This is a genomic window from Paenibacillus periandrae (assembly GCF_022458865.1).
Classification (GTDB): Bacteria; Bacillota; Bacilli; order Paenibacillales; family NBRC-103111; genus Paenibacillus_S; species Paenibacillus_S periandrae.
On record NZ_JAJNMU010000012.1, the window covers coordinates 1 to 17,150 of the forward strand.

Consider the following 17,150-nt stretch of genomic DNA (forward strand, 5'->3'; position numbering starts at 1 on the left):
GGAACGAGTAGCACGGGAGCGATGAGTAAGACCTTGACGGGATTGACGCCTGGTACGACATACTATGTGCGTGCATATGCGACCAACAACACAACAGCAACGGGCTATGGAGTGGAAGTTCAGTTTACGACGCAGAACTTACCGGTAGCACCAACGGTAACGACGCTGACGTACACGAACATCACGACAACGACCGTTGATTTAACGGGCAATGTAAGCTCGGACGGCGGAGCATCGTTAACGGAGCGTGGATTTGTGTATGCAACAACCCCGAATCCGACAACGTCCAACTCAAAAGCAACCGATGGAACGAGTAGCACGGGAGCGATGAGTAAGACCTTGACGGGATTGACGCCTGGTACGACATACTATGTGCGTGCATATGCGACCAACAACACAACAGCAACGGGCTATGGAGTGGAAGTTCAGTTTAGGACGCAGAACTTACCGGTAGCACCAACGGTAACGACGTTGACGTACACGAACATCACGACAACGACCGTTGATTTAACGGGTAATGTAAGCTCCGACGGAGGAGCAGCGTTAACGGAGCGTGGATTTGTGTATGCAACAACCCCGAATCCGACAACGTCCAACTCAAAAGCAACCGATGGAACGAGTAGCACGGGAGCGATGAGTAAGACCTTGACGGGATTGACGCCTGGTACGACATACTATGTGCGTGCATATGCGACCAACAACACAACAGCAACGGGCTATGGAGTGGAAGTTCAGTTTACGACGCAGAACTTACCGGTAGCACCAACGGTAACGACGCTGACGTACACGAACATCACAACGACAACCGTTGATTTAACGGGTAATGTAAGCTCGGACGGCGGAGCAGGGTTAACGGAGCGTGGCTTTGTGTATGCAACAACCCCGAATCCGACAATATCCGACTCGAAAGTACCCGATGGAACGAGTACGGGAGCGATGAGCAAGACCTTGACGGGATTGACGCCTGGTACGACATATTATGTGCGTGCATATGCGACGAACACGGTAGGAACGGGCTATGGAGTGGAAGTTCAGTTTACGACGCAGAACATACCACCAGTAGCACCAACGGTAACAACGCTGACGCACACGAACATTACGACAACGACAGCCGACGTAACGGGTAATGTAAGCTCGGACGGCGGAGCAGGGTTAACGGAGCGTGGCTTTGTGTATGCAACAACCCAGAATCCAACAATATCCGACTCGAAAGTATCCGATGGAACGAGTACGGGAGCGATGAGCAAGACCTTAACGGGATTGACGCCTGGTACGACATATTATGTGCGTGCATATGCGACGAACTCGGCAGGAACGAGCTATGGAACAGAAATTCAGTTTATCACAATTCCACTCTCATCCAATGCAGGGTTGACAAGTCTATTATTGACAGATGTTGTATTGAACACGACATTCAATAGTGAGACTGTTGCTTATACCGCATCTGTGGGTAACCGTATTACGCAGACTGATGTAACTGCTACTTTAAACGGTGAGGCTGCTTATGCAGTTCTGAGCGTTTTTGATGCAAATGGCAATATAGTTGGTAGCCCTGCAACACTGAGCAACAATCAAAAGAGTGGCGTTATTGCCCTGAATGTAGGAATTAATACGCTCAGACTTGAAATTTTTGCCCAGAATGGTACAACTACCGGCACGTATACCTTTGCTATCTTAAGAGTGCAGCAGCAAAATAATTCGGGGTCGTCAGGTGGCAGTAGTTCGAATAGTACACCGCCTTCTCAGATACCAAGCAATTTGATTGTTGATATTACAAACCCTAATAGTGGTGTAAAGGAAGTCAATGCCAAAATTACACAATTAATAGGACCGCAACTGAACCTTTCAGGAAAATTGCTGACAGCAGATGGAACTGCTCTCAATATTACTGAGTTCCCTGTTAATGCCAATGGAGCATTCACGCTACCTAATGTTGGTCCTGGTGAATACAAACTCTTACTGAGTGTAATCGCCCCAACTGGCGAAAAATTAGCCGGACGTGTAGCCAAGTTGACTATTGACAGTAACCGGAATGCAAAGCTTGAAGCCGATTTGATTGACCCTTATGGTATCATCACTGATTCAGTAACAGGCAAACCTGTAGATGGTGTAAAAGCTACCTTACATTGGTCAGATACTGAATTGAACAAGTCCAAGGGTAGAAAAGCTGGGGACCTGGTTATCCTTCCTGAACTTCCGGACTTTGCTCCCAACAAAAATCATGACCCGCAAATCAGCGTTAACGGCGGACAATACGGATGGATGGTATTCCCGGATGGCGACTACTACATTCTGGGAGAAAAGGATGGCTACGAACAGTTTGACAGCCGGAAAGACAATCGTGATGTGAAGCATGGAGATGACAGCTATGTTCGCGGTGGCAACATTCATGTAGGTGTATCTATCGTAGAGTACAGTTTCCAAATCAAGCCTAAGATCAAGGATTCGGGTGAACACATGCTTTATATAGAAGGCTTTCCAGATGGTTTATTCCACCCGGAAAATAGTATTACTCGTGCAGAGTTAGCGACCATTCTAAGTCGCATACTGCCTGTAACAGCCTCAACATATTCAGCACCCACGTTCACAGATGTGAATTCTTCTCACTGGGCAGCAAAAGCTATTATCAGGGCAGGTGAGCAGCATTGGCTTACTGGATATCCAAATGGTAGTTTTGCTCCTGAAAAGTCAGTCACTCGTGCAGAATTTGCGCAAATGCTGTCGAATATTAAAAATTTAAATTCTACACAGAATAGCTCGTTTAATGATATTACAGGACATTGGGGTCTTCCAGCAATATCCGCTGCCGAGAAGCTTGGATATGTATCGGGCTATCCTGATGGAACCTTCCGGCCGGATCAACCGATAACCCGTGCTGAGTCGGTGAAAGTGTTTAACAAGCTTCTGGATCGTCAACCATTGAAAGTAGATGTTTCTCCTAAATGGGGCGATGTACCTACAACTTATTGGGGTTACGACGCTATTATGGAAGCATCCTCTTCTCATAAGTTTGATAAATATGAGAATGGATATGAAGTTTGGAAGAATTAATGTCAGCTGAGGGTGTCCAAGAGCCATGAAAATGGCGAGTGGCACCCTCTTTTCAATTTCGTAAATACAGGCAGTGGAAGGATATCCACTAAAGCCAGAGTGTACAAAAGCTGAAGGTATCTTAGAATAAGAAGATACTGCGTGGCTCGTGACCTTTGCGGGAAAGATTAGTCTTCGGCTATTCTTTATCAACATGATCAACTGCTGGATCACATCAAATTATCGATGACAATCGTTGTATGGGACCAGGAGCTCTACACGCTTTTCCTGATACCCGACAACATGTCGGTAATAAGCGGCTACGGTTTTTTTGACAAAAGGTAGGATGCTAGTACGTGCTGGATGACTCCTGTAAGAGCTGCCCAGCCCGAGATGCAGAGATGTACTCTGCTGTAATCTAGCGTGTACAGCTATGCGGCGGTTTTGAAAAGCGAACTTTTCCATGTACACGGTTTTAAGGCTGGCTGTTTCTTGGATTCTCTAACAAAGTTGTTGCCAAGCGGTAGTAAAACTTGAACTAAAGCATTGACAATTATCATGATATGTGTGATATTATTAACTAATTAACGTTAGGTAGGAAGATGCGTGAGAAGGAGTGGTTGAGATATGAACCGATATTGGATTTATGTGGTGCTTTCAGGCATATTGGAAATCGTATGGGTAACGGGCCTTAAGCATTCAGAAACGGCTTTGGAATGGACAGCTACTGCGCTAGCTATCATAATAAGTTTTCTGGTCATTATTTTGGCTGCAAGACGTTTGCCTGTCGGTACGGTTTATGCTGTGTTTGCCGGTATTGGCACCAGTGGTACGGTAGTGGTTGAGATGCTTATATTTGGTGAACCATTTAACGTAGCCAAGATTATGCTCATTGCAGTACTGTTAGCCGGAGTTATTGGCTTGAAGATCGTCACCACAGAAGAAGCCGGAACCGAAGTAGAGAGGGGGAGCCAATAATGCCTTGGTTAGCACTTGTTGCTGCTGGATGTCTTGAAGTGCTTGGAGTGATCAATCTGAAACGTTTGGCCATGAAGAAATGGGATGCAGCCTTATATCTTATTATTACCTTTGGTATTGGTTTTGTACTCTTATCCTACGCAATGAAAACTATTCCTATGGGAACTGCTTACGGAGTTTGGACTGGAATTGGTACGATTGGTGCCGCGTTAGTAGGGATGTTTATGTACGGAGAACCGAAGGAATGGCGGCGGCTTCTGTTCATTGCAATGATCTTGTGTTCAGCAGTAGGGTTAAAATTGATCGGTTAATCATCGAAGGCCAAGCAGTTGACATGAAACCTTAAGGTGTCATATAATAATACGAAACCAAATAGTTTCGTATTTTATTAAACTTTGACATGGAGGTTATTGAAATGGAAGACAAGCTTCAATCATTACCGGATATCGTTCAAAAAATGGTGTTTAATGCGCCTATTCAAAAAGTATGGAGTGCTGTTGCAACATCGGAAGGCATTGCTGCATGGTTCATGCCCAACGATTTTCAGCCAGTTGCTGGACACGAGTTCCTGATCAATGCAGGTCCATTCGGAATGTCGCCTTGTAAAGTAACTGAGGTTGAACCCCCTCATAGTCTTGCTTTTCAATGGGGGAAAGATTGGAGTATCAGGTTTGAATTGGTGGAGCTCGACGATAAAACCGAATTTACACTGACGCATTCCGGCTGGGATGCTGAGAAAGTTACAGAGTTCGGATTATCCCACACGATGATCCGCGACAATATGGCCCAAGGCTGGGTTGGGCTTGCCAAATCATTGGCTACCTATGTCGAAGCCTGATCATGCCATTGCTTCACCGAAGCATGATGTGTTTCAAGCGATAGCAGATCCTACCCGGCGCAGTTTGCTGCAATTGCTTGTCGATCAGGAGCTGCCCGTTACAGTCATAAGTGGACATTTTCCAATCAGCCGAACGGCGGTTTCAAAGCATCTGCGAGTTTTGGCAGAAGCAGGGCTTGTCCGGGAAAGAAAGGTTGGACGAGAGACAAGGTATCAGCTTGTTTCGGAGCCTTTAGTAGAATTAAAGAGCTGGCTGTCCTTCTATGAACGGCATTGGGAAAATAAGCTGGCTATGCTTAAGCATTTTGTTGAATCGGATAATCAGGGTCAGGATGATAGTAGTCCAAGTGGTCCATCGAAGCTGCTTGAGTAGCGGCGGGATAAACTGACTGCAAACACGCTGTATAATCAAATTAATGCATATTGGGACCAAGCCCGCATTGTTTATTGGCTTGGTCTTTTTGTACACTGAATAACGCTTCTAATAGGCATTCAATGAATTCAATGAAATTCAATGAAAACGATTGCATGTACTTCTCATAATCGGAATTGTGTTGTAATATGGAGTCAATAATGATTGAAGCAATAAGCCAAACAACGCAGACCTTTGAACGGAGGAGTCTTAATGAGAGTTCATGATATCGAAATTACTCACGACATGCAGCCGCAATATTTACAAATGGTAGCCCAGAAAGCGAGCACGTACCGTTCGGATATTACGATTAAGTTTGAGCGGGAAAACATAAATTTAGATGCAAAAAGCATTCTGGGAATGCTGCTGATCCCCATGCGTACGGGTACTCGGATTACGATTCAAACCAAAGGAAGGGACGAGCAGGAGGCCATTGATGCAATGAGCAGCTTGTTGGAAAAGTAACGCTCCTTAGATTTCAGAATGCCCAAGCCAAACCAAGTCCGTTAAAGCTATGGAAAAGGTACTGTCACTCACGAACGATGAGATGACGGTGCCTTTTTTCATTATGGAGAAAGTATTACAGGAGAGCAGATATGTGCATTGATTTCCGTCGCAGAGGTGTCTGAACGCACAAAAACGGGCTTGCGCCCGCTTTTTGAATAAGTCTGTTATCCATTTGTTCCCTGATTTAAATATCGTTAAACATTCCTGAATTTAAGCCAGCAGTAACACCGGTAGCTATAATGAGTACAGCAATCACTGCGTAGATAACGAAAACAATAGCGACGATAAGCAGATAAGCTTTAAAAAAGCTTTGTTTGTTAGGATTTGCGTTGCCGCCAAATGCCCATACAAACCACATCACAATGTTGACAATGGGGATAGCTGAAATAATTAGTGCAATAATCCATTCTTTGACGGGTACTACTGGTGCCTGGGGGCCATACGAATCCTGGTAACCATTCACAGGTTTGTTTAAAGGAATTTCTTGATTCATTTCATCCACCTCTTATATATGTAGTGTAAAAAATTACCTTATTACACTGTATCCCTTTAAACATAAATCGTCAATAGGTGACAAGCCATGAAAGATTTATATGAATTTTCAGATAAAAATAAAACAGAAGAGCTCCAACGCAGCTTACTTGCAGCCAAAGGTTTGCCATAATGAATAAAAGAGCTCTTCTGGAGTGTATCAATAGGTCATGCAGCCTACTACGGTCAAACATAAAAACAAGGTGTTCTAAAACAATGAAAGCCCTACCTCTCTTTCATCCTTGCGGCTCCTAGACCGCGCCAGTGTGAATCAGTTAACACAGTTACAAATTCTTAGGGTTGTTGGAATTTGAATGATTTTTATGAGTAGAGAAACAATAAGTGAACCGAGGAAAAGCTAGATGGGGGTGCATTCATTGATACAATGATATACTATACCATCTATCAGTTCAAATTGCAAATTAATTTTGAAAATTTTACAAACATGCCAGAAGCAAGGGTGAGATAGGCATTTCACTTACTTGTTCTACGCCATCGGCTCTACATAGCACAAAAGCAATTTTTATAAGCTCATTGTTGCCATTGAAAATAGGCTTAAAGAACGCACGCAGTTTGATGCTGTCTGAAGAGTGGGGGCTTCCCGTTTGAAAAGTAACCTGTTTTTCCTGACGGTACTCCATTACCTTGGAAACACACCGTTTAACCTTCAAGCAATCTGTGGGCTCAATAAAGGAAAGCAAGGAACTGCCGCCGAAGCCTTCAGCAGGCTCGACAAATGGCAGCGGCTCATAGTGGTTCGTGATTTCTGTTATGTCCAGATCCTCAGTCAATAGGCCGGAGGCAACGACCGGCTTGTTGCGAATTTGGCTGTTCAGCCATTTTTTCTCGGAAATTTCCTTAACGACATGAAAGTATAGGTCTTTTTGCTCCCAACGAATTTTACTGCTGTGAATTTCGACAGTCAGCTTATCTCCATTATGCCCGCACAAGGTTTCTTCTGCGTACAAATAACCTTTCTGATTCAGGCGCAACTGCTTTTGTGCCATTTTTTTTAATGATTCAGGCGCGAAAATATCGTAAAGCTTCATACTCAATATTCGGGACTTTGGAATACCAAGAAGCTTCGTGAATGCATGATTGACCTCAATAAATTTGGATGTACCTTTTTCTTCAAAAGTATAAAACATGCCCTCAGTGGCATTGGCAAATTGCTCGTTAAGTGAACGCATTCTAAGTTAGCCTCCTATGTAATAACAAGGTATGGATGAAGCAGCGCAACAATATCGGCTTTATAGTTCATTTTCCTGTATAATTAACCTATTCTTTCTCAATTGAATCACTTTTTATACTATTCGTTGAAGTTATCGAGTTTATGGGCGCTATGAAAAAGAGGTGGATTATGGTACCAAACGAGGAACGCTTTGATATTTATGATCAGCAGAAGAATTGGCTCGGAACCGCGTCTCGACAAGAAGTACATAGGGAGGGTCTATGGCATCAGACATTTCAATGCTGGATAATAAAAGATGCAGAGGACGGTCCAGCGCTGTTGTTCCAAAGACGGCATCCTGACAAAGATACGTATCCGGGAATGCTGGATATTTCTTGTGCTGGTCATCTGCAGGCTGGTGAACGTGTGGAAGAGGGAAATCGGGAGCTGGAGGAGGAGCTCGGTCTGGGTGTACCGTTCGAACAACTGATATCCTGTGGTATATATCGTAGTGATAAATGTATTAAACCTGGATTAATAGATAGGGAGTTTTGTCATGTGTATGGGTTTCGATCGAATCAGGCACTGACTACGTATAGACTTCAGGGAGATGAAGTGACAGGATTATATCGGGTATTCATTCAAGATGTGCTGCGGCTTGTCTACGGAATGACCAGTCAGGATATCATTGAAGCTATTGGTGTCGAGCCTGATGAATCGGGAGATCTGCGAGTAGTCAGCCGCAGCTTCACAAGTGATGACTTTGTTCCGCATGCTGCGGATTATTACGAAATGGTACTAAAGGGTTTTGGGCTACAGCGATAGGCAGACTAACGTCTGCTTCGCTGCACATATTCGATAAGCATGTCTTTGGTAATGTAAGTCCTTGTTGGTGAGATACCGTGCTTGGCATGCTCATTAATAGCGGCAGCATATCGGTTGATCTCGTCTACAGTGAAAGCTTCACCAGCTGAATATTGGGCGACAGCCTGATCAATGGCTTGCTCGCGCTTAAGGTCCAGCTCCTGAAAAACCTCCAGGTGCGCATGCATTTTTTGCGTATGAGATGTAATTGCTTCGTGAACACTCATGATGGGCAGCTCCTTAATCCTTGTCGGACATGATAGTATTGTGCTAGCTATCATACCATGATTTGAACCTGCCGAACAATCCTGGTATTTATACTTGCAGGTGATAATGTGCTGTTGTGGCGCTTACTCTTGTACAAAGTTGTGGTGCTTAAGATGAAAAGTGTAGCTGGAGCCATCGTTCGGAAGCTGAACGGCAGGGGAGGCTGGCTTGGCCAGCAGGAGAAATGCACTCGTCGTAAGATGCTGGTTCGTATGAACTTCCCACACCATCCAGTAGCTGATGGCAAGTCCTAATCCTACGAGAACAAGTAAGCTCTTGATCCGATCATTCATAAGATTAATCCTGCTTTCTATTGTCTAATGATACATATTGTATCATAAAATTGACTAAAATGGTCCAGATTGAATCAAATAATGGGGTTGTTCTCAAAAAACATAGTTAGCATGGAGTTAACTATAGAACGATACCCAACATTTCTGGTATGATATTAGTAGAAATGGATATGAATAGAGAATGGAGGAATTACCATGTCAGCGGCACGTATTCAACATAAGGTTATTTTTAATTTAAAGGTTGAGGCTGGGTCGGAACAAGCAGATCAGTTTTTATCCAAAAGCAAAGCAATTCTTGAAGTCATACCAGGTGTATACGATTTTCAAGTGTTACGTCAGGTGAGCAGCAAAAACGATTACGATTATGGATTTTCAATGGAGTTTGAGGATCAAGCAGCCTATGATGCCTACAATACCCATCCGGCCCACGTGGATTATGTGGAACATATTTGGAAAAATGAAGTAGTCCGTTTTCTGGAGATTGATTTCACAGTCGTATAATCAGTAAATAGTTTCAAAACGTTAGTACATATGAGGAGGAGTGAATACAATGATGGATAGAACTTTAACGGAATCCCATACAGGCAGCTTTGGACACATCATGCAGATTTTTGCGGTATCCCTGCTGGTCTCATTTGTTGGGACGCTTGCGGGTGCTATGCTGATTCCACCTTCACTTATCGGTTTGTTCGTTGTGATTGAGTTGGGCATGCTCGTATCTGTGTTCATTATGCGCTTCCGCGGAAAAATGATCGGTTATCCGTTTCTGTATATTTTCACCGCAGTTACGGGGGTTACGTTGTATCCGATTATTGCCACTTACGGTGGTATCATTGGAGCTAATCTGGTATCAGCCGCGTTTCTGGCCACTGCAGGTATTTTTGGAGGACTTGCCCTGTATGCCTATCGTTCGCAGAGGGATTTCAGCTTTTTGGGCGGATTTTTGTTCGCGGCTACAATCGGTTTAATCGTAATGAGTCTGTTCTCGTTGTTTATACCGATGGGCTCGACTATGAATTTGGTATGGTCTGTGCTGGGGATTGTTATATTCAGCGGCTGGGTATTGTATGATGTGTCCCAGTATAAAGATGGAGTAAGCCCTGAGGCTGTGCCGATGGCTGCTTTGAATATTTACTTGAATTTTATTAATTTGTTTATATACATTTTGCGTTTTCTGGCTGCGATTGTCGGATTTAGCAGAAATTAAATTGCAAACCCCTGACTATTGTTGGGAAACGAAGGAGCCTTGTGGAGCAGGGCTCTTTTTTGTTGTGTATAGGGTCATAGATCCTTTCAAATCCATAGTTGATACACGGAAAAGAAGAGTGATATAGTGGGGATGTAATCGTTATCATATTTTCTTTTGATAAAATGGAGGGAATCCAATGACTGTCTACCACACTGTCATGATGAAGCCGCAGGATAAGGTCGCGGTTGCGCTTACGGAAATTCCGGCTGGGGCTCAGTTGAATGTTGTCTGTCAAGGTATTGAGGTTCAGGTAGAACTGGCTGAGCCGATTGAGTTCGGTCATAAATTTGCTGTCGTACCGATTGCGGCTGGAGAAGATATCATTAAATATGGCGAGGTTATTGGGGTTGCAGTCAGAGGGATCCGCAAAGGCGAGCACGTACACGTTCATAATCTGGAAGGTAAAAGAGGGAGAGGGGATTTGCAGCATGACAGCTAATGTACAATCACGGACGTTTTGGGGATACCGTAGACCGGATGGCAGTGTAGGGGCGCGCAATCACGTGCTGATTCTGCCAACGATTGTTTGTGCTACCCAAACAGCTCAGCGGGTGACAGAGCTTGTGAATGGAACGGTTACTTTTATACATCAGCATGGCTGTGCACAGGTAGGAACCGATTATGATCAAACGTTCCGAACCTATGTAGGAACCGCTGCGAATCCTAACGTATACGGAGTGATTGTGCTGGGTCTTGGCTGTGAGACCCATCAAGCGCGAAGTGTAGCATCCGAGCTTCGTAAGACCGGCAAGCCCGTAGAGGTCGTCTCGATCCAGGATCATGGAGGGACGCTGTACACTATAGCCGAGGTAGCCAAAATTGCCGCAAGAATGGTACAGGAGGCTTCGCGCCAGCGACGGGTGGAATGTGACTTCGGTGAGCTGATCGTAGGTACGGAGTGCGGGGGATCTGACGCCTGTTCGGGGCTGTCGGCCAATCCGGCAGTAGGCTTTTGCAGCGATAAAATCGTCGATCACGGGGGAACCTCGATTCTGGCGGAAACTACCGAGCTGATCGGGGCTGAGCATTTGCTTGCGGCACGCGCGGTTAATGATCACGTAGCGAAGCGGGTGTATCAGGTCATTGAAGCGATGGAGAAACGGGCCTTCTCCATGAATATCGATATTCGTACCGGCAACCCAAGTCCGGGTAATATTAAAGGCGGGCTCAGCTCATTGGAGGAAAAATCATTGGGTGCGTCGAACAAGTCCGGTTCAAGGCCTTTACAGGAACTGATAGATTATGCGGAAAAGCCGACCAAAAAAGGTCTCGTATGGATGGATACTCCCGGTCATGATATTGAACAGCTGTCCGGGATGGCGGCAGGTGGTTCGCAGATCGTATTGTTCACAACAGGCAGGGGCACGCCAACTGGCTCTCCAATCGTCCCGGTAATCAAGATAGCGACTAATAGTGCGATATATGAGAAAATGAACGATAATATCGATATGAATGCGGGTACGATAATTGATGGAACGGAAACGATTGAACAGGTGGGAGATCGGATTTTCGAGGAGATTATCGAGGTATGCTCGGGAAAACTGACAAAGTCGGAAATCTTGAAGCAGAACGATTTTGGGATTTGGCGAATAGGGCCGACGTTCTAAAATTGAGGTGGTCGTATACGCTGCGCGGCTGAGGTGTTCTTACAATCGCTGTTGTTTCCGGATTTTATTTGATTGTTTTAAACATTTAATGGTGAAAATCCGGAAACAAAGGCGAACGCTCCGCTTCTCCAGCCAACCTCAGCCACTCCGCTGGGGTTAGCTCAGTTGTAGAATCATATTAATAGATTGAGATAGAAAGATTGAAAGAGAAATAGAGTGATAGATAGAGAAGGAGAGAAGCTCATGTTGCGTCCACTTGAAACAATCCAAGCCTACAAGCAAGATGAGAGTATGTCCTTACATGATCATCCATGGCTGCAATATATCGTATCGGCGGAAGAACGAATGGTCAATCTCGAGCGGGTCCTCTCGCTTCAGGATCTGGTTAACGCGAACCCGGTTCTGGATTATGTGGAGAAGTCGCTGGAAACGCTCGACCGATTGCAGATGTCCTTTTGGATTCAAGAGATTGTCGAAGAAGTGCTTATCTGGTCTGAGGTGGCCAAGGGCGGGACGGTGCGACAACGAGTGCAGTGGCAGAAGCAGGGCGTGCATCTGATGGCTCACAACATTGGTTCGAGTGAAATTTACGATTGGCATTCGAGTTCGTTGCATAGCGAGGCAAGGAGGCACGTAATCCACACGTTGATCCAGACTCACGGTTTAATTGGCCAGTATTTACGCGGGGAGGTTCCCTTCGAGGTACAACGACCATTGATGGAGCTTATACAGAATGGACTGCTCGCGGCTAATGAGCTGAGGGATATATTACTGGTGCTAAATCAATGCATTCTGGAAGCAGTATCGACGGAACTGTGGATTGAGATATCGCAGCAAGTTGCTGAGGTCATTGAGCTGATCGTTCATAAGCAGGAAGACAACGGGCTTTCGCTCCAAAACAGGCTGAAGCGGCTGCGGGCCAGCTCGATTTCCAGAGGCGAGAATTTTGAACGTGAATTTGCCAAGCTGTCAGCGCAGCCAGCGGTTATTGAGGCTTTTCAAGCGCTAGACAGCAAGACGCTGTGGTTTGTCGAAGCGGCTCTTCACGAGTTTTCTTTTGAGGAATTTGCCAAGCTGTTTCTCATCATTCTCAGCTCGGATGCGACAAAGCAGGCGGACCATATCAGCTTCGAGCGCATGATGAATGATATGTATTATGATTATCGGGGACAGAAGAAAATCAATGTCTACAAGAAACGAATCATAGAAAAATATTTGCGCGAATGCTCCTTTGAAGACATTATTTTGGCGCGTTTCCCGGTAAGTGGGCATCTATCTCCACAGTTAAATCAATCGGGTCCGCAATCGGATACAGTCTATTTTCATATGGAGTTCTCCACGGCGGCGGATAAGCTGATCCAGTTTTGTATGGAGGCCGAAAAATCACCTTTGTATGAAAAAGCGATACTTATGCTATTCGACCTGTTTGAGCTGCGCCGTGATGCCTACGACCGTTTTCATAATGAAGAGGAATATTTGACGATGATGAATCAAACCGCTGATTACAAAAAGGTTATTCTAGATTTTATTGTGGGCAATCGGGTTGTCGATATTGGCCCTGGTGGCGGGGTTATGCTGGATCTGATCGAGGATATGTTTCCCGATAAACAGGTAATCGGCATCGATATTTCGCTTAATGTGATTGAGGCGCTCGAGCGGAAGCGGCAGCTGGAAAACCGCCAGTGGATGGTGCTGCAGGGTGATGCACTCAATTTGAAGGAATACGTGGAGCCTGGTTCCATAGACACTGTCATTTTTTCTTCAATTTTGCATGAGTTGTTTTCGTATGTGGAATATGAGGGTAAAACCTATAATCATGCTACAGTTGCGGCAGCGCTGCGAAGTGCCTTCGATGTAATCCCCAACGGCGGGAGAATCATTATCCGTGATGGCATTATGAGCGAGCCGACCGAACAGCAGCGGATCATCACGTTTTTGGATGGGGAAGGCATGCAGTGGCTGGAGAGATATGCCAAGGATTTTGCCGGAAGAGAGATTCAATTCGTGCGACTGGGTATTCATGAGGTGCAAATGCCGATTAACGATGAGATGGAGTTTTTGTATACCTATACATGGGGTGAGGAGGCTTATGTACATGAGGTCCAGGAGCAATTCGGTTATTTTACACCCTCAGCTTACGAAAGCTTCATTCATACGGTGCTCGGCCCGCAGGCCCGGATCGTAGTTAGCAGACACCTGCTTCAGCACGGCTACACGGAGGCACTAAGTCCGAGAATCCGGATATTCAATGAACAGCGCGAGCCTGTGAGCTTGCCGGACAGCACATGTCTGATCGTAATACAAAAGCAAATGTAGTAGGAGGTTTCCATGCATATTCAAAAGGGACAAAAGGTAGATATCAATCAGGACAATCATTTATCCAGTGTGATGATTGGTTTGGGGTGGGAGCATTCCAATCAGGCTATGGACATAGATGGGGCTGCGTTTTTACTATCTGCCGCTGGTGTTTGTGAGCAGGATGACAACCTTATTTTTTATGGGAATCCGAGCAGTAAGGATGGAGCAATTACCCATACGCAATCAAGCCAAGGGGATAAGGAGCAAATTTCGATAGCCTTTAACCGGTTACCCCAAGATATTCAGAAGATTGCCATTACGCTGACGATCTATGAGGGCGAAAAGCTTAGCCAGCATTTTAGCCAGGTTTCGCGAATCTACATTCGGTTTCAGGACCCGTTAAATCATAAGGAGCTGTTCAGGTTCGAATTCGGCAGTGAGCTCAAGCTGGAAACAGCGATAGTTGCAGGAGAGCTTTATCTTCATAAGGGTAAGTGGAAGTTTAATGCTATCGGAAGCGGGTTTAATGGTGGCTTATCAGCGTTATGCAGCAATTATGGAATCAAGGTGATTGAGGAAGCAGACAATGAGACGCAGCAGGTGGACACGTCAGTCAAGCCTGTTGGTGAAGCACCTACAGTTCCAACAAAGCCTGCTGACGAGAGTCCTGTCATTCCGGCAAAACCTGTTCGGGAGACAGTTGTTACTCCCAAGTCTTCCGCAGCCCCGGCGGCTAAACCTCTTTTACTCGGAAAAATAGAGCTGAAGAAACAAGAGTCCGTTTCGATCGCAAAGACCTCCAAGGTTACAGCCCAGCTGAAGTGGGATAATCCGAAAAAGGATCTGGACTTGTACTGCTTTTATGTAACGAAGAAGGGTGAAGCGAATAAAATATATTACCGTCGGTTGGGCAGTTCCTCCAAGTCACCGTATATCGAGCTTGATAAGGATTCGCGAACAGGAGGGACAGAAACCGTCACCATTCACAACACGTCGGATCTGAGGTATGTGCTTTTTGCAGCCTACAGCGCACTGTCCAATGGAATTGGCAGCTTTAAATCGATGAAGGCTCGTGCTGTGGTGGACAATCATGCCGGACAAACAGTGACTGCTCCTCTATTGCAAAATAACAGATTTGCTTACTGGGTCGCCATTGCACAAATTGATTTCAGCGATCAGGATGATATGAGGATTAGCCATGTTGAAACATACTCAAAGAGCGGCTCGGAGAATTCGCCATTGCTCTACCCGGACGGGACTTTTAAAATGAATGTCGGTCCGATTGAATTTAAATAGCAAATGTTGCTTTGTCACCCGGAGTTGTGTAAGCTTTCTTAAGAACTTATTATGGTTAGGCTGAAATAGCTCTCCTACTAGGCTTAAGGAAGGAAGATTAACATTGTCTACGAATCAGATGGAACAGTTCAAATTTTTAAAAAATGAGATTACGCGATTTATGATGGCTTACAAATTTGCGTTGGATGCGTTCGATACGAAGCTGGAAATTTTAAAAGAGGAATTTCAATTTTTGCATGACTATAATCCCATTGAGCATACGAAATCCAGATTGAAATCTCCTGAAAGCATTATGAGAAAAATGTACAAAAAGGGCTTTGGCATTTCATTGCCCAGTATTAAAGACAATATTCGGGACATTGCAGGTATGCGGATAACCTGCTCATTCATTAACGATATATATCGAATCAGCGATATGCTGCAAAGTCAAAGTGATCTTACACTGCTTGAGGTGAAGGATTATATTCGCAATCCCAAGCCCAACGGGTATCGGAGCTTGCATCTGCTGATTGAAATTCCTGTATACATGTCTGATCGGCAGGAGCAGGTATGTGTCGAGGTGCAAATTCGGACGATAGCGATGGATTTCTGGGCGAGTCTGGAACACAAGATTTTTTATAAATACAATCAGGCTGTTCCGACTCGACTGCTTCAGGAATTGAAGACGGCAGCAGATTCTGCAACTGCGCTGGATTTGCAAATGGAGCGGCTGCATAAGGAGATAACCGAAATTAAAGAGGATCAGGATCAAGGCTCGGAAGGGGAACTGAATCAGATTCGTGTCAGTAACCAGCAATTTCAGCTCCCGGAGGCACTGCTTCGTTTAATGGGCGGAGGTTAAAGAAAAATCTGGTTGACAAATATTTTTAATATGTCATAATGAAAGTATCAAACAGAGATAGTTGATACCTTGTTTATAATATCAGTATATAAGTTTTCAGCGGAGCTGAATATTCTGATATTGCAAGAAAAGCTACATTTGTAACACGGATGTATCTTCACCGAATAGGCTTCGATCAGAAGCTTCTCTTAAGAGATAAGAATTTATATGTTTTCAGCGAAGCTGAACGAATTCTTATCTCGCAAGAAAAGCTACATTTAAAACACGGATGTATCTTCACCGAATAGGCTTCGATCAGAAGCTTTTCTTATTGCTTTACTTATAACCCGCATATAGCGTCATAGCTGCTGCGGATTTCTTTTTACAATCCGATAATGTCATAATGATATTATTGAGACTGCCCTCGTGGAAGGATGGTTACGATGAAAGCACTTATTGTCATTGATTACACGGTTGATTTTGTAGTTGGGAAGCTGCCTTGCGGTGAGCCGGGAATCGAGATTGAACAGCGGATTGCCGAGCTTACGGATACTTTTGTCACTCATAATGATTTTGTCGTTATGGCTGTCGATCTGCATGATGAGCTTGACGTCTATCACCCGGAGCACCGACTGTTCCCACCTCATAATATTAAGGGTACGGAAGGCAGGGCATTATATGGTAAACTGGATGAAGTGTATCAAACCCATCGTGACCAGATCTACTGGATGGACAAAACCCGCTACAGCGCATTTGCCGGTACGGACCTGGAACTTCAGCTGCGGGCAAGAGACATTAAAGAGCTTCACCTGATTGGAGTCTGCACGGATATCTGTGTGCTGCATACGGCCGTGGATGCCTACAATCGAGGCTTTAACATTGTCGTACACCGTGATGCGGTTGCGAGCTTTAATCCGGCAGGGCATGAGTGGGCGCTGGGACATTTTCAACATACGCTTGGAGCAACTATTTTATCATATAGGGGATGA

Annotated in this window: 19 protein-coding genes; 15 read left to right on the forward strand and 4 right to left on the reverse strand. The window is 44.9% G+C overall.

The window, feature by feature from the left end:
* The 6 genes from LRL21_RS20430 to LRL21_RS20455 form a co-directional block, all read left to right on the forward strand.
* Positions 1–3,051: S-layer homology domain-containing protein (locus LRL21_RS20430; protein WP_240417639.1), on the forward strand; the 3,051-nt coding region annotated here is incomplete at its 5' end.
* A gap of 606 nt (positions 3,052–3,657) precedes the next feature.
* Positions 3,658–4,008, forward strand: a complete 351-nt coding sequence (locus LRL21_RS20435) for a DMT family transporter (RefSeq protein ID WP_240417640.1) — start codon at positions 3,658–3,660, stop codon at positions 4,006–4,008.
* A complete protein-coding gene (locus LRL21_RS20440) occupies positions 4,008–4,319 on the forward strand; it encodes a DMT family transporter (RefSeq protein WP_076228722.1) in 312 nt (103 codons plus the stop codon). The genes LRL21_RS20435 and LRL21_RS20440 overlap by 1 nt, the downstream gene beginning before the upstream one ends.
* Before the next feature lie 104 nt (positions 4,320–4,423).
* Positions 4,424–4,846, forward strand: a complete 423-nt coding sequence (locus LRL21_RS20445; RefSeq protein WP_240417641.1) for an SRPBCC family protein — start codon at positions 4,424–4,426, stop codon at positions 4,844–4,846.
* Complete coding sequence (locus LRL21_RS20450) at positions 4,833–5,219, forward strand: ArsR/SmtB family transcription factor (protein WP_240417642.1); 387 nt, start codon at positions 4,833–4,835, stop codon at positions 5,217–5,219. The genes LRL21_RS20445 and LRL21_RS20450 overlap by 14 nt, the downstream gene beginning before the upstream one ends.
* 252 nt (positions 5,220–5,471) lie before the next feature.
* A complete protein-coding gene (locus LRL21_RS20455; RefSeq protein ID WP_240417643.1) occupies positions 5,472–5,723 on the forward strand; it encodes an HPr family phosphocarrier protein in 252 nt (83 codons plus the stop codon).
* Positions 5,724–5,949: 226 nt separating this feature from the next.
* Here LRL21_RS20455 and LRL21_RS20460 read toward each other — a convergent pair whose 3' ends face one another.
* Positions 5,950–6,258: a hypothetical protein gene (locus tag LRL21_RS20460; RefSeq protein ID WP_240417644.1), complete on the reverse strand. Its 309-nt coding sequence runs from the start codon at positions 6,256–6,258 to the stop codon at positions 5,950–5,952.
* Positions 6,259–6,733: 475 nt separating this feature from the next.
* A complete protein-coding gene (locus tag LRL21_RS20465) occupies positions 6,734–7,486 on the reverse strand; it encodes a PAS domain S-box protein (RefSeq protein ID WP_240417645.1) in 753 nt (250 codons plus the stop codon).
* A gap of 170 nt (positions 7,487–7,656) precedes the next feature.
* On the opposite strand from LRL21_RS20465, the gene LRL21_RS20470 reads away from it, so the two are divergent.
* A complete protein-coding gene (locus LRL21_RS20470; RefSeq protein WP_240417646.1) occupies positions 7,657–8,292 on the forward strand; it encodes an NUDIX hydrolase in 636 nt (211 codons plus the stop codon).
* A 5-nt stretch (positions 8,293–8,297) separates the two neighbouring features.
* Here the strand turns inward: LRL21_RS20470 and LRL21_RS20475 are convergent, their stop codons facing one another.
* Both LRL21_RS20475 and LRL21_RS20480 read right to left on the reverse strand, forming a co-directional pair.
* A complete protein-coding gene (locus tag LRL21_RS20475; RefSeq protein ID WP_240417647.1) occupies positions 8,298–8,558 on the reverse strand; it encodes a DUF2533 family protein in 261 nt (86 codons plus the stop codon).
* 123 nt (positions 8,559–8,681) lie between these two features.
* Positions 8,682–8,891 (reverse strand): hypothetical protein, encoded by a 210-nt coding sequence (locus LRL21_RS20480; RefSeq protein ID WP_240417648.1) that lies wholly within the window; start codon positions 8,889–8,891, stop codon positions 8,682–8,684.
* Positions 8,892–9,086: 195 nt separating this feature from the next.
* Between LRL21_RS20480 and LRL21_RS20485 the strand changes: the two genes are divergently transcribed.
* The 8 genes from LRL21_RS20485 (at position 9,087) to LRL21_RS20520 (ending at position 17,150) form a co-directional block, all read left to right on the forward strand.
* The gene (locus LRL21_RS20485; protein WP_240417649.1) at positions 9,087–9,392 is read left to right on the forward strand and encodes a Dabb family protein; all 306 of its coding nucleotides are present in this window, start codon (positions 9,087–9,089) and stop codon (positions 9,390–9,392) included.
* A 49-nt stretch (positions 9,393–9,441) separates the two neighbouring features.
* Positions 9,442–10,098 (forward strand): Bax inhibitor-1/YccA family protein, encoded by a 657-nt coding sequence (locus tag LRL21_RS20490; RefSeq protein ID WP_240417650.1) that lies wholly within the window; start codon positions 9,442–9,444, stop codon positions 10,096–10,098.
* A gap of 178 nt (positions 10,099–10,276) precedes the next feature.
* Complete coding sequence (locus tag LRL21_RS20495) at positions 10,277–10,579, forward strand: UxaA family hydrolase (RefSeq protein ID WP_240417651.1); 303 nt, start codon at positions 10,277–10,279, stop codon at positions 10,577–10,579.
* Complete coding sequence (locus tag LRL21_RS20500) at positions 10,569–11,747, forward strand: UxaA family hydrolase (RefSeq protein WP_240417652.1); 1,179 nt, start codon at positions 10,569–10,571, stop codon at positions 11,745–11,747. The genes LRL21_RS20495 and LRL21_RS20500 overlap by 11 nt, the downstream gene beginning before the upstream one ends.
* 243 nt (positions 11,748–11,990) lie before the next feature.
* On the forward strand, positions 11,991–14,063 hold the full coding sequence (locus tag LRL21_RS20505; RefSeq protein ID WP_240417653.1) for a class I SAM-dependent methyltransferase: 2,073 nt from the start codon (positions 11,991–11,993) through the stop codon (positions 14,061–14,063).
* Positions 14,064–14,075: 12 nt separating this feature from the next.
* Complete coding sequence (locus tag LRL21_RS20510; RefSeq protein ID WP_240417654.1) at positions 14,076–15,341, forward strand: TerD family protein; 1,266 nt, start codon at positions 14,076–14,078, stop codon at positions 15,339–15,341.
* Positions 15,342–15,444: 103 nt separating this feature from the next.
* On the forward strand, positions 15,445–16,182 hold the full coding sequence (locus LRL21_RS20515) for a GTP pyrophosphokinase (RefSeq protein WP_240417655.1): 738 nt from the start codon (positions 15,445–15,447) through the stop codon (positions 16,180–16,182).
* A gap of 422 nt (positions 16,183–16,604) precedes the next feature.
* Complete coding sequence (locus tag LRL21_RS20520) at positions 16,605–17,150, forward strand: cysteine hydrolase family protein (protein ID WP_240417656.1); 546 nt, start codon at positions 16,605–16,607, stop codon at positions 17,148–17,150.